Genomic DNA, 13294 nt, shown 5'->3' with positions numbered 1-13294 from the left:
CCGGCTCGTCGGACCGAGGTTGTGTCGGACCCCTGGAGAAGAATCCAGTCATGGATCGCAAGAGCAGCACCGCAGCCGCGGAGCACGACGGCCGCCCGGTCGCCGAGCTGCTCAACGTCCTCGACGCCGGCGTTCGACGTCGCGCCGCCCTGATGATCGACGAGTGGGCAGCGATCGTCGCGTGGGCCGATCAGAACGTCGTCGATGCTCCCGAGCACGCCGCGACCGTGCGTGAGGGCTACCTGGACACGGGCGTGCCGATCGCCGGAGCTGGCGCACCGCTGGTCAGCGAGTTCAACCTGATGGAGCTCATCGCGGTCCTGCAGCGCTCGCCCGACGGTGGCCGCGCCTACGTGGGTCGAATCGTGGAGTGTGCCTGGCGGCTGCCTCTCCTCTACGCCCAGGTGATGGCCGGGAAGGTCGCCACGTGGCGTGCCGAGCGGGTCGCCGACCTGACCCACGGATTGAACGCAGAGGCTGCGGCGTTCGTGGACCGCCAGGTCGCATCGAGGGCAGGTCGCGTCGGCTGGGCGGAGCTCGAGCGGATCGTCGCGACCGCGATCCTCAGACATGACCCGGAGGCCGCTGAGGACCGTCGCAAGGAAGCCTCCGACCATCGGCACTTCGACGTCGGTGAGGCGAACGAGAATGGCCTCACCGTGATCGGCGGCCTCCTCGACGCCGCCGATGCCGCCGATCTCGACGATGCCGTCGCCCGCCGCGCGTCGCTCCTCGGTCGGCTGGGCTCCGAGGACTCCTTGGACGTCCGTCGCTCCATCGCCGTCGGCGAGCTCGCCCGGAATGACCTCGAGCTGGATCTGCTCACCACCGACACTGAGACCGGCGAGGTCACCGTCCGCTCGGCTGGCCGCAAGGCCGAGATCGCGGTCCACATCACCGACACGATGCTGGGCGAAACGAACCCCGTGGGCCGCTGGCACGACGGCAAGCGCCCGGTGCTGAAGGAGCAGATCCGCGAGTGGCTGCGCACCGCCACCTCGATCACCGTGCAGCCGGTGATCGACCTGGCCGACTGCGACCCCGTCGACCGGTACGAGATCCCCGCCCGGCACCGCAAGCAGGTCGAGCTCAGGGACACCACCTGCCGGTTCCCCGGCTGCACCACCCGCGCCGAGCGCTGCGACCTCGACCACCGCATCCCCCATTCCGAGGGCGGCCCGACCTGCCCCTGCAACGAGTTCCCATGCTGCAGGCGACACCACCGCGCCAAGACCCACTCCGGCTGGCACTACTTCGTCCTCATGCCAGGCCACCTGCTCTGGCGAAGTCCCCACGGGCACTTCTTCCACGTCGGCCCGAACGGCACCCAGGCCCTCGACCCACCCGGCCACTGGCCCGACGCGCTGGCTGACCCCGGCCTCGTCCCCGCCGCCTGACGCTGACGGTGCTGGTCCTGTCCTGCACGCTGAAGAAGTCGCCCGCGGCCTCGAGCGCGACGCTGATCGACCACGAGGTGCTCGACGCCCTCGGTGAGCATGGTGTGAGCGGCGAGGTGGTCCGGGTGGTCGACCACGACGTGCACTTCGGCGTCAGCACCGATGAGGGTGACGGCGACGAGTGGCCGGCGATCCGGGAGAAGGTGCTCGCCGCGGACATCCTGGTGATCGCCACCCCGATCTGGCAACGGCTCGACGTACTGGGTCGGCGAGGCGATGCAGGGCATCGACTACCAGGACCTGGACCCCAAGCCGGAGAAGACCACGGCGACCACCCGCACCGCCGCGGCCAACACCGCACACCTGGCGCGGCTGCTCCAGGGCGCGGGCTACCCGCCCGCCTGATTCCCGCCCGCCTGATTCCCGCCTGGCCGCTCCGAGCCGGGGTCAGCTCAGGGCAGGAAGCGCCGCTGCACCTCGCGGCGCAGCACCTTGCCGATCTGCGAACGCGGCAGGTCCTCGACCACCTCGATGCGGCGCGGCAGCGCATAGCGAGCGAGCAGCTGAGCGCCGTGCGAGCGGACCTCCTCCAAGGTGGGGACGTCGGCGTCGGGGTCCAGCACGAACGCCGCCAGCACCTCGTCGTCACCGGCGGCCCCGGGCACGCCGACCACGGCGACGTCGGCGACGCCGGTCAGGGTGCGCAGATGGTCCTCGACGGCGGAGGGATAGACCTTGAACCCGCCGACGATGATCATCTCCTTGACCCGGTCGACGAGCCGCGTCCAACCGGTCGCGTCGACCTCGACCACGTCGCCGGTGCGCAGCCACCCGCCCTCGAGCAGCTGGTGGGCGGTCTCGTCGGGACGGTTGAGGTAGCCGGAGAAGACCTGCGGGCCGCGCACGAGCAGCTCCCCGCGCAGGACGCCGTCGGCGTTGGGCTCCACGTCGCGGGTGTGGTCGTCGATGTCGACCACCCGCATCTCGGTGTTGGGGAACGGCACGCCCAGCGTGCCCGGGCGCCGGGTCGGGGCGCACGGGTTGCCCAGCGCGATCGGGGCGCACTCAGTCATGCCGTAGCCCTCGATCAGCAGGCCCCCGGTGAGCCGCTCCCAGCGCTCGACGACGCTCGGTGGGATAGGCATCGCACCGGCGAACCCGAGACGGACCTGGCGCAGCCCTTCGGTGGGCGGCTTCGCGGAGGCCTCCGCCGCCGCGGCGATCCGATCGAACATCGGTGCCACGCCCGCCATGAAGGTGGCGGGTCGGCGCCGGAACGCGGTGAGCACGGTCTCCGGCTCGAAGTTCGGGAACATCACCAGCGTCGCGCCGATGTGGCCGGGCAGGTTGAGACACAACGTCAGGCCGAAGGCGTGGAAGAACGGCAGCACGCCGTAGACGGTCTCCTCGCCTTCGCGGAAGCCGACCCACGCCTGCCCGTGCACCAGGTTCGCGACCAGGTTGCGGTGGCTCAGCATCGCGGCCTTGGGCGTCCCGGTGGTGCCGCCCGTGTACTGCAGCAGCGCCAGGTCGTCGCCATGGACCTCGGCCTCCGCGACGTCGGTGGCCGCACCGCGCAGCAGGGTGTGCCAGTCCGGCACGTCGGCGGGCACGGAGCCCAGCAGCGCGTGTCGCTTGGCTCGCGCCGCCTGCACCGGCATCCGGAGCAGCACCCGGGAGATGCGCGGCAGGTCGCGAGTGACGTCGACGCTGACCACGGCACGCAGCCCCGCCCCGCGCGCGGGCAGCACCCGCTCCACCGCCTTGTGCCACACCAGCGCGTGGGTGGCGGCGGAGTCGGCGAGCAGCTTGACCAGCTCCTCGCTCGAGTACGTCGGGTTGAGCTCCACCACGACGGCGCCCAGGCGCAGGGCCGCGTGGTAGGCGACCAGGTGGCTGGGGCAGTTGGGCAGCACCAGCGCCACCCGGTCCCCCGCCCGCACGCCGAGGTCGTGCAGCACGCCCATGGCGCGTCGTACGGCCTCCTCGGTCTGGGCGTAGGTGGCGGTGGCGCCGAGGAAGTCGGTCGCGACCCGGTCGGGCCAGCGCTGCGCGGCGCGGGCGAGACCGGCGGTGACGGGCTCGTCGGGGATGTCGATCTCGAGCGGGACGCCGGGTCCGTAGTGCACGGACCAGGGACGATCTCCGAGGTGCTGCATGGTTCCTGCCTGCTCTGGAGGGTGGGTCGCCCCGGGCTGGCGAGGCGTACGTCTCGAGTCTAGGAGCGCGGCTCGACCTGCCCGGTCGGGGCCGCAGCGACGACCCCACCGACGCCGGGTGCGTCACACCGACTGCACCCCGCCGGGGCCGGGCCACTAGCGTGGGGCCGTGAGCCATCCGCACCCCGAACTCAAGCCTCCCCCGAACCTCCCGCGCGACGGCCTGCGCGTGGTGGGACTCGGCGGCCTCGGTGAGGTCGGCCGGAACATGACCGTCTTCGAGCATCGCGGCAAGCTGCTGATCGTCGACTGCGGCGTGTTGTTCCCCGAGGAGCACCAGCCCGGCATCGACGTGATCCTGCCCGACTTCACCTGGATCCGGGACCGTCTCGACTCCATCGTGGCGATCGTGCTGACCCACGGCCACGAGGACCACATCGGCGGCGTGCCGTACCTGCTGCGCGAGCGGCCCGACATCCCCGTCGTCGGCTCCAAGCTGACGCTGGCGCTGATCGAGGCCAAGCTCAAGGAGCACCGGATCAAGCCGGTCCTCGACGAGGTCACCGAGGGCGACCGGGTGCCGTTCGGCCCCTTCGACCTGGAGTTCGTCGCGGTCAACCACTCCATCCCCGACGGTCTGGCGGTCGCGATCCGCACGTCGGCGGGCATGGTGCTGCACACCGGCGACTTCAAGATGGACCAGTTCCCCCTCGACGACCGGATCACCGACCTGCGCGCCTTCGCGCGCCTCGGCGAGGAGGGCGTGGACCTGTTCCTCACCGACTCCACCAACGCCGAGGTCCCCGGCTTCACCATGTCCGAGCGCGAGCTGTCGCCGGCGATCGAGACCGTCTTCCGCACCGCGCCGCGGCGCGTGATCGTCTCCAGCTTCGCCAGCCACGTGCACCGGATCCAGCAGGTGCTCGACGCCGCCCAGGCGCACGGGCGGAAGGTGGCCTTCGTCGGCCGGTCGATGGTGCGCAACATGGGGGTCGCCCGCGATCTGGGCTACCTGAAGTACCCCGAGGGCCTCGTCGTACCGCTCGAGGAGCTGGAGCGGATGAAGCCGGACCGGATGGCGATCGTGTGCACCGGCTCCCAGGGCGAGCCCCTGGCCGCGCTGTCGCGGATGGCCAACCGCGAGCACAAGATCCGCATCGGCGAGGGTGACACCGTGCTGATGGCCAGCTCGGTCATCCCCGGCAACGAGAACGCCATCTCCTCGGTCATCAACGGGCTCACCCGCTGGGGCGCCAAGGTCGTGCACAAGGGCAACGCCAAGGTGCACGTCTCCGGCCACGCCAGCGCCGGCGAGCTCGCCTACTGCTACAACATCGTCCGCCCGACGAACGTGATGCCGGTGCACGGCGAGTGGCGCCACCTCAAGGCCAACGCCGAGATCGCGATCCGTACCGGCGTGGACCCCGACCGGGTCGTCATCGCCGAGGACGGCGTCGTGGTCGACCTGGTCAAGGGACGGGCCAAGATCACTGGCAAGGTGCCCGCCGGCAACGTGTACGTCGACGGGCAGACCGTCGGCGGCGCGACCGAGACGACGCTGAAGGACCGGCGCACGCTGGCCAACGAGGGCGTGGTCACCGTGCTGGCGCTGGTCGACGCCGACACCGGCGCGCTGACCGAGCCGCCCGACTTCCTGGTGCGTGGCTTCGTGGCGAGCCCGGAGTCGTTCGAGCCGGCCGCCGGTGTGGTGGAGAAGGCGCTGGCCCGTGCCGCCGCCGAGGGGATCGGCGAGCCGCACCGCCTGGAGCAGATGATCACCCGCGAGCTGGGCCGCTGGGCACAGCGGAAGTTCCGCCGCAACCCGATGATCATCGCGATCGTCGTCGACGCCTGAGCGTCGTCGCCCACCGCGGCCCCGCCGCAGTCCTCGCCGCAGTCCTCGCGCGGTCCGTGCCCCTGACGGGGCACGGGCCGCGCGAGGCGTTTTCAGGTCATCTCACCCGGATGGTGACCCACGCGGTGTACGGCGCCTGGCCGAGCCGGTTGACTGCGGCGACGCGGACCTTGTAGCTGCCCTTCTTGAGCTTCAGCACGATCTTGCGGGCGGATGCCTTGGCGACCTTGTCCTTGCCCTTGTTCAGGTCGATCACGTAGCGCGTCACCGGCGCACCGCCGGTGGCCGGCGCGGCCCAGGTCAGCGTGACCTTGCGGCCCTTGACCTTCACCTTCGGGACGGCCATCCGCGCGGGCCGGGTCGCGGCGGGCACCGGCGCCCGCGGGGTGGCCGCCGCGGACGCGGCGGAGGCGGGGCCGGTACCGGCAGCGTTGGTCGCCGACACCGTGAACCGGTAGGCGGTGCCGTTGGTCAGGCCGGTGACCGTGCAGGTCAGCGCGGTCGTGGTGCAGCTCCGCCCGCCGGGAGCCGCACTCACCCGGTAGCCGGTGATCGCGGCCCCATTCGCCGACGGCGCGGTCCAGGAGACCCGAGCCGAGGTGTTGCCGGCAGTGGCGCTCACCGCGGCGGGGGCGCCGGGCACGCGGGCGGGCGGCGCGCTGCCGCAGCCACTGGTGACGGTGTAGGCGCCGAGGCTGCCGTAGTCGTCGTACCCGTTGGCCCAGGTGCCGCGGCCGACGCCGTCGACCCGCAGGACCCAGCCGTCCGCGGTCGCCGGCACGGTGAGGGTGGCGCCCATGTTGGAGGCGGTGATGCCGTCACCGGGACCGGAGGGCGGGTCCACGGCGAGCCGCTCGGTGCCGTCGGCGGTGTGCAGGCTGGCCCGCACGTCGAGGTTGGGCGCCACCACGCTCGGCGAGACCGTGACGGTGACGCCGGCCGCGCAGGCGCCCAGCGAGTAGACGTCGACGTCCTCCCTGCTGGTGATCACGGCCGTGCCCGAGGGCAGCGGCGAGGGCGAGGCGAGCACGTTCGAGGCCTCGTCGGCGCGCCGGCCGAGGTAGCCGGCGATGGCGGCGACGTCGTCCTGGGCCTCGGTGGCCCCGGCGTAGCTGCCGGCGCTCCACTGCACGACCGGTCGCACGTAGCCCGCGCCCATGACCGGCGCCCAGCTCCCGTGGCCCTCGTAGTAGTCCTCCTCGCCCTTGCCGTCGTGCTCGAGGCCGAGGTTGTGACCCGCCTCGTGGGAGGCCGCCTCGGCGACCGCCTTGGGGTCGTCGGACAGCGCCGGGGGGAACACCCAGGCCGGTTGGGCGTCGGGGCCGATCTCGTCGAAGGTGCCCAGGTAGGCCAGGCCGCCGCACACGGCGTCACAGAGGCCCTCATGGGCCGCGACGCTCGGGGTGATGAGCACCCGGGTGCCGTACTCGGTGTCGGCCGCGTCGCTGCGCAGCAGCGCCTCGACTCCCGGGTCCTCGGTGGTCACGTCGACGTCGAAGGGGGCGTAGTCCTCGGCCACGATCGCCCACACCTGCTGGATCGCCGACCGCTCGGCGTCGTTGAAGGTCGAGCCGTTGCCGGCGGGGTCCCAGGCAGGGTGGTCGCCGGCGGGGATGCCGGCGTCGTCGTTCCACGCCGTGCCGGCGACGGTCGCGCCGTCGAGGTCGAGGAAGATGGTCAGCCGCGCGGACGGATTGCTGTGCAGCGCGAAGGTGTCCGCCAGCGCCGCCAGCGGCTGGGGGGCCGCCCGCGGCACCGCGGCGAGCTCGGCCGGCGACGGCGCCGGGTCGGCGTAGTAGAGCGCCCCGCGACGGTCCACCCAGGCGTCGGGCTGCTCGCGCAACAGCGCGCGCAGCTCGGCCGGGGCCAGGCCGTTGCGTACGGCGGCCTGCGGCAGCTTGTCGCCCAGCGCCCGGATCGCGGCGCGGCCCGGTCGCGGATCGTCCAGCAGCGGCTCCTGGGCCGTCATGCTCACGTCGTCCGGCGCCCCAGCGCTCGCCGGGGCCGTGAGCGGGGCAAGCACGGCGGCGCCCGAGGCGAGCAGCACGCCCGCGACGGCGACACCCAGGGAGCGCCTCAGCGCAGGCATGGTCACCGCACGAGGCTAGAGACTCCAGGACGGACCGGAGGCCGTTCGGCACAAAGGTGGCCGATCGGAGGACGGCGGGACCCCGACCTGCCCATCCCGCCCCCTCACCGTGGGCCACCTGCACCGTCTGAACGTGAGTCGGATCACGTCCAGAGCGGCTCCGGTGCTCGCCCCGCGCCCACTCGGGCGCTCGGAGGCCGGGCCGTTTCGCGGCCCGGCAAGCCGGTGGCGCATGATGGTCGGCGCCGCGGCGAGCGTGCCGCGACCGCACGACGCACGCCCCGGTAGGCCGCCACCACGATCTCGGGTGGGTGGCACATCGACCGACCAGGAGGACCCGTGACCACGTCCCCCCAATCCGCCCGGCCCGACCCGTCGCGAGAGTCCGCTCCCACCTACGAGGCGGTCAAGAAGCAGCTCGGCGCCGACCCTGAGGCGCTGCCGCGCCGTTCCCACGCCGCCCACATGGAGCGCGTCCGGCAGGCGGAGTGGCTCGAGGGTCGCCTCGCCGCGTTCGCCGCCCACCGCGCCGGCACGCTGCCGCGCGGCACCGGTCGGCGCATCGCTCCCCCGCCGGGCCCCTCCGGCGAGCGCTGAGCGCACCCGCCCCCGCAAGGGGTTGACGCGCCCCGGTGCGGGCACCGAGAGGGTCACCCTCGGCGCCACGAACCGGGGTCGTCAGGAGGGCATCATGACCAAGCACTTCGAGGTCGACCCCGACCGCGTCACCGAGCTCGGCGCACCCGTGCTCGCCGTCGCACAGCAGGCGATCGACGCCGTCTCCACCGCCTACGCCCAGGACGCCGCCGCCGACGTCGAGGCCCGGCTCGTCGCGGAGCTGCACAGCCGCGGGCTGCGTGCCGACGAGGCCACCCTCGCCGAGACGGCCCACGAGATCCGCTCCGGGCACCACACCCACCCCGGCATGCCGGCCTGGAAGCTCACCGAGGAGTGAGGAGCGCGTCGCGGTCAGCCGGGCTGATCGGCGCACTCGCGGGGTACCGCGGCCTGCATGGAGACCGAGATCTCGCTGAGGGTCGACGGCACCGACCGGACCCTCACCGTCGACACCCGCACCACCCTGCTCGATGCACTGCGTGAGCGGCTGGGCAACACGTCTGCGAAGAAGGGCTGTGACCACGGCCAGTGTGGTTCGTGCACGGTGCTGCTCGACGGCCGTCGGCACCTGACCTGCCTGGCCCTGGCCGTGGCGTACGACGGCGCGGAGATCACCACCGCCGACGGGCTCTCGAACACCGCGAACGACGCCGAGGGACTGCACCCGGTGCAGCAGGCGTTCCTGCGCCACGACGGCCTGCAGTGCGGCTACTGCACCCCGGGCCAGGTGTGCTCGGCCGTCGGGGCGCTCGAGGAGCTGCGCCAGGGCCACCCCAGTCACGTCACCACCGACCTCACCGGCGCCCCGAGCGCCGACGACGACGAGCTGCGGGAGCGGATGAGCGGCAACCTGTGCCGCTGCGGCGCCTACGTCGGCATCCTCGACGCCGTCCGGGAGGCCGCGGCGCAGGAGGTGGGCGCGTGAGGGAGCTGACCTACCTGGCCGCCCCGGACCCCGCCGCCGCCGTGGCCGCGGTCGCCGGCGACCCGGAGGCGCGGTTCCTGGCCGGCGGTACCAACCTCGTGGACCACCTCAAGCTCGGGGTCGCGCGCCCGGCCGCCCTGGTCGACGTACGACGCCTGGGGCTGGACGCCGTCGCGGAGCTCGCCTCCCCCGCCGGTGCCGACGGCGACGGTGGCCCGGCCGGGCTGCGGGTCGGCGCGAACGTGCGCAACAGCGACCTGGCCGCCGACCCGCGGGTCCGCGAACGCTTCCCGGTCGTGGTGCGGGCGCTGCTGTCCGGCGCCTCGGGGCAGATCCGCAACCAGGCCACCACGGCGGGCAACCTGCTGCAGCGCACCCGCTGCGTCTACTTCACCGACGTCACGACGCCGTGCAACAAGCGGGAGCCGGGCTCCGGCTGCTCCGCGATCGGCGGCTACGGCCGCTACAACGCGATCCTCGGCGCGAGCCCGGACTGCGTCACGGTGCACCCCTCCGACCTGGCGGTCGCGCTCGCTGCCCTCGACGCCGAGGTCGTGATGCTGGGCGCCGACGGGGAGCACCGGGTGCCGTTCGCCGAGCTGCACCGACTGCCCGGGGACCGTCCGCAGGACGACACCACGCTGCGCCACGGTGAGCTCGTCACCGCCGTCGAGCTGACCGACTCCCCCGCCGCTCGGCGCTCGCACTACCTCAAGGTGCGCGACCGGGCGTCGTACGCCTTCGCGCTGGTCTCGGTCGCCGCCGGCCTGGAGCTGGCCGAGGACGGCACCGTCACCGACGTGCGGATCGCGTGGGGCGGGGCGGCGCACAAGCCGTGGCGGGCGAGCCGCGCCGAGGAGCTGCTGCGCGGCCGGGTGCCGGACGAGGAGACGGTGCGCGCCGCCGCGGACGTCGAGCTGGCCAGCGCCGAGGTGGACGAGCAGACGGCGTACAAGCCGGCGATGGTGCGCAACGCCACCGTGGCCGCCCTGCTCCACCTGGTGCGGGAAGGAGGGGCGCGATGAGCGAGCCCGTGGAGGTCCGGACCACCCCGGTGCACCAGCGTGCGATCGGCACGGCGAGCGTGCGGGCCGACGGCGTGGAGAAGGTGACAGGCCGGGCGCGCTACGCGGTCGAGCACGCACCGCCCGACGCGCTGCACGCCTGGCTGGTGCTCTCCCGGGTGGCGCGGGGCCGGATCACCAGCATCGACCCCGCCGCGGCGCTCGCCCACCCCGGCGTGGTGTCGGTCATCGACCACACCAACGCCCCGCGGTTGGCGCAGACCGACAACAAGGAGCTGGCGATCCTGCAGGACGCCTGGGTCGGCTACCGCGGCCAGGTGGTGGCGGTGGTGCTCGCCGAGACCTCCGAGGCCGCCCGCGAAGGCGCCGCGCTGGTGCACGTCGACTACGAGGTCGCCGAGCACGAGGCGGAGCTGCGCGAGGACAACGCGACCTACCGGCCCGAGCAGGTGAACCCGGCGATGCCGACCGACACCACCGAGGGCGACGTCGACGCCGCACTGTCCGCAGCCGACGTCCGCGTCGCCGAGACCTACCGGACCGCGTACGAGTCGAACAACCCGTTGGAGCCGCACGCCCTGGTCGCCCGGTGGGCCGACCCCGCTGAGAAGTCCGCCGAGGACTCCGCCGAGGGGGACGCTGATCCGGTGGTGCTGACGTTGCACGACTCCACCCAGGGCGTGCACGGCGTGGTCTCGACGCTGGCGCCGATGCTCGGGCTGACACCGGAGCAGGTGCGGGTAGTTGCGCCGTACGTCGGCGGCGGGTTCGGCAGCAAGGGCGAGGCGCACAGCCACGAGATGGCGGCGGCGCTCGCCGCGCGCACGGTGCCGGGCCGCGCCGTGAGGCTGGCGGTGACCCGGCAGCAGATGTTCGGCATGACCGGCTACCGCACGGCCACCATCTCGCACGTGACGCTGGGCGCGCGGGCCGACGGTGCGCTGACGGCGCTGGAGCACCGGGTGGCCGAACAGACGTCGCGGATCCGTGAGTTCGCCGAGCAGACCGCCTCACCGAGTCGGATGATGTACGCCGCCCCTGCGCGTCGTACCAGCCACCGGCTGGCGCAGCTCGACGTGACGGTGCCGTCCTGGATGCGCGCGCCCGGCGAGATGCCGGGCATGTACGCCCAGGAGGTCGCCATGGACGAGCTCGCCGTCGCCACCGGCATGGACCCGATCGAGGTACGACGCCGCAACGACACCGCGACCGACCCGGAGACCGGCCTGGCGTTCAACGAACGGCGGCTGATGGAGTGCTTCGACCGGGGCGCGGAGCGGTTCGGCTGGTCCGAGCGCGCCGAGGCGCCGCGGGCGACGCTGGACGGCGACTGGTGGGTCGGCCTGGGGGTGGCCTCGGCGACGTACCCGGCCATGCGCTCGCCCGGCAACCGGGCGCGGGTGCGCGCGCTGGAGGGCGGGCGATACGCGGTGGCGATCGGGGCCGTGGACATCGGCACCGGCGCCCGGACCGTGCTGGCGCAGATCGCCGCGGACGCGTTGGGCGTCGCGGTGGAGTCGGTGGAGCTGGAGATCGCGGACACGCTGCTGCCGAGCGCGAGCGTGGCCGGTGGCTCCTCGGGCACCAGCTCGTGGGGCTCGGCGATCGTGGCGGCGGCCCAGCTGTTCCGCGCCGACCACGGCGACGCTCCCTCGCCCGGCGTGGAGACGACCGCCGCGGCGGCGGACGCGCCGGGCGCGAAGACGCACGCCATGCACTCCTTCGGTGCGGTCTTCTGTGAGGCGCGGGTGCACCGGCTGACCGGGGAGATCCGGGTGCCGCGGATGCTGGGGGTCTACTCGGTGGGCCGGGTGATCAACCCGACGACGGCGCGCTCCCAGCTCCTCGGCGGGCTGGTGATGGGCCTGTCCGCTGCGCTGTTCGAGGAGTCCTGGCGTGATCCGCGGTTCGGTCACTTCGTCACCCAGGACCTCGCGACCTACCACGTGGCGACCAACGCCGACGTGCGTGAGCTGGAGGTGGAGTGGCTGGAGGAGGACGACACGCTGCTCACCCCGATGGGCTCGCGCGGCATCGGCGAGATCGGCATCGTGGGCACCGCCGCGGCGGTCGCGAACGCCACCTTCCACGCCACCGGCCGCCGGGTGCGGCAGATCCCGCTGACCCCCGACCTCTTCCTCGACTGAACGGACACCCCCATGGCCCGCAACATCGCCACCAACACCGACGTCGACCGCGACGCCCTGCTGGACTTCGTCCGCCCGCGGCACCGGTTCCTGCTGATCACCCGACGCGCCGACGGCAGCCCGCAAGCCTCGCCGGTCACCGGCGGCGTCGACGACAGCGGCCGGCTGGTGATCGCGACCTACCCCGAGCGCGCCAAGACCCGCAACGCACGCCGTGACCCCCAGGTGGACGTGGTCGTCGTCTCCGACGAGTGGGACGGCCCGTGGGTGCAGGTCTCCGGCACCTGCGAGGTGCTGGACGCCTCCGACGACGAGGGCAACCGGGACGAGGCGGCGCTGGACGCGTTCGTGGAGTACTTCCGCAACATCGCCGGCGAGCACTCCGACTGGGACGAGTACCGCGCCGCGATGGTCGAGCAGGGCAAGTCCCTGCTGCGGATCACCCCGACCGCCTGGGGCCCCGTCGCGACCGGCGGCTTCCCGCCGCGACTGGTCTGAGCGCGTCAACACCCACTGCGCACCACCGTGGGAGACTGCCGCATGCCACTGACCAACCCTTAGCTTGCGGGGCCGACGCCGCAGCAGGGACTCCCTCGCGACCAGCTGGAAGAGCGGATCCTGAACCTGCTGTCGGCGCAGAACATGGCCGTCATCGCCACGACCAACTCGGAGGGCTCGCCGGCCGCAACGCCGGTGCGGTACTACAGCCTCGGGTTCGAGATCTTCTACACCAGCTGGAATGCCTCGGTGAAGTCGCGCAACCTCCAGCGAGACCCCCGCGTGTCCGCAGGCATCTTCGCGCCGCTGGTCGGCCAAGCAAGCAGTCGAGGAGCGCAGCTGTTCGGCACCGCCAGCACCATCGAGCGCGAGGAGCCGGAAGCCGCCGCCTACTGGGAGGCATTCCGCTGGCAGTCGGACCACGTGGAGCGAGGACGCTCCCTCGACGACCCGCCGCAGGATCCGCTCACGGTCATCACTCCGCATCGAATCCTCTACACGGAGCACTGGCTGCGTCGCTCGGGCTTCGCACCGCGTCAGACATGGCGACCGACACACTCGCCGTCGACCTGAACGCGAAG

12 protein-coding genes and 1 pseudogene are annotated in these 13294 nt (G+C 73.0%); 11 read left to right on the top strand and 2 right to left on the bottom strand.

Going from position 1 to position 13294, the window contains the following annotated elements; genetic code table 11:
* The first annotated feature begins 50 nt into the window (after positions 1-50).
* The 3 genes and pseudogenes from KG111_RS06945 to KG111_RS18455 all read left to right on the top strand — a co-directional run bounded on the left by KG111_RS06945 (position 51) and on the right by KG111_RS18455 (position 1802).
* Positions 51-1397, top strand: coding sequence for an HNH endonuclease signature motif containing protein (locus KG111_RS06945; protein ID WP_205291482.1), 1347 nt, complete (start codon positions 51-53; stop codon positions 1395-1397).
* A gap of 8 nt (positions 1398-1405) precedes the next feature.
* A pseudogene (locus tag KG111_RS18240) lies at positions 1406-1585 on the top strand (NADPH-dependent oxidoreductase); the annotation flags it as partial.
* Between the two features lie 88 nt (positions 1586-1673).
* Positions 1674-1802, top strand: coding sequence for a hypothetical protein (locus tag KG111_RS18455; protein WP_275890146.1), 129 nt, complete (start codon positions 1674-1676; stop codon positions 1800-1802).
* A 47-nt stretch (positions 1803-1849) separates the two neighbouring features.
* Here the strand turns inward: KG111_RS18455 and KG111_RS06935 are convergent, their stop codons facing one another.
* Entirely contained in the window at positions 1850-3556 is a 1707-nt protein-coding gene (locus tag KG111_RS06935) for an AMP-binding protein (RefSeq protein ID WP_205291483.1), read from the bottom strand.
* A gap of 169 nt (positions 3557-3725) precedes the next feature.
* Here KG111_RS06935 and KG111_RS06930 point away from each other — a divergent pair, with 169 nt between their 5' ends.
* The gene (locus tag KG111_RS06930; protein ID WP_205291484.1) at positions 3726-5411 is read left to right on the top strand and encodes a ribonuclease J; all 1686 of its coding nucleotides are present in this window, start codon (positions 3726-3728) and stop codon (positions 5409-5411) included.
* 97 nt (positions 5412-5508) lie between these two features.
* On the opposite strand, the gene KG111_RS06925 is transcribed toward KG111_RS06930, so the two are convergent.
* Complete coding sequence (locus tag KG111_RS06925; RefSeq protein ID WP_240195730.1) at positions 5509-7500, bottom strand: fibronectin type III domain-containing protein; 1992 nt, start codon at positions 7498-7500, stop codon at positions 5509-5511.
* Between the two features lie 339 nt (positions 7501-7839).
* Here KG111_RS06925 and KG111_RS06920 point away from each other — a divergent pair, with 339 nt between their 5' ends.
* From KG111_RS06920 to KG111_RS06890, 7 genes are all read left to right on the top strand, one after another.
* A complete protein-coding gene (locus KG111_RS06920) occupies positions 7840-8097 on the top strand; it encodes a hypothetical protein (RefSeq protein WP_205291486.1) in 258 nt (85 codons plus the stop codon).
* A 94-nt stretch (positions 8098-8191) separates the two neighbouring features.
* Positions 8192-8455 carry a hypothetical protein gene (locus KG111_RS06915; protein WP_205291487.1) on the top strand — a complete coding sequence of 88 codons (264 nt, stop codon included), beginning with the start codon at positions 8192-8194 and terminating at the stop codon, positions 8453-8455.
* Positions 8456-8512: 57 nt separating this feature from the next.
* Positions 8513-9043: a 2Fe-2S iron-sulfur cluster-binding protein gene (locus tag KG111_RS06910; protein ID WP_205291488.1), complete on the top strand. Its 531-nt coding sequence runs from the start codon at positions 8513-8515 to the stop codon at positions 9041-9043.
* Entirely contained in the window at positions 9040-10068 is a 1029-nt protein-coding gene (locus tag KG111_RS06905; RefSeq protein WP_205291489.1) for an FAD binding domain-containing protein, read from the top strand. The genes KG111_RS06910 and KG111_RS06905 overlap by 4 nt, the downstream gene beginning before the upstream one ends.
* Positions 10065-12215, top strand: coding sequence for a xanthine dehydrogenase family protein molybdopterin-binding subunit (locus KG111_RS06900; RefSeq protein ID WP_205291490.1), 2151 nt, complete (start codon positions 10065-10067; stop codon positions 12213-12215). Before KG111_RS06905 ends, KG111_RS06900 begins: the two co-directional genes overlap by 4 nt.
* Positions 12216-12227: 12 nt before the next feature.
* Positions 12228-12713, top strand: a complete 486-nt coding sequence (locus KG111_RS06895) for a PPOX class F420-dependent oxidoreductase (protein ID WP_205291491.1) — start codon at positions 12228-12230, stop codon at positions 12711-12713.
* Between the two features lie 105 nt (positions 12714-12818).
* A complete protein-coding gene (locus KG111_RS06890) occupies positions 12819-13286 on the top strand; it encodes a pyridoxamine 5'-phosphate oxidase family protein (protein ID WP_349772015.1) in 468 nt (155 codons plus the stop codon).
* Positions 13287-13294: the final 8 nt, after the last annotated feature.

This window comes from Nocardioides faecalis (assembly GCF_018388425.1).
Lineage (GTDB): Bacteria > Actinomycetota > Actinomycetes > Propionibacteriales > Nocardioidaceae > Nocardioides > Nocardioides faecalis.
Note: the sequence above shows the minus strand (reverse complement) of the source record. Positions and strands in the feature narration are given on the sequence as shown.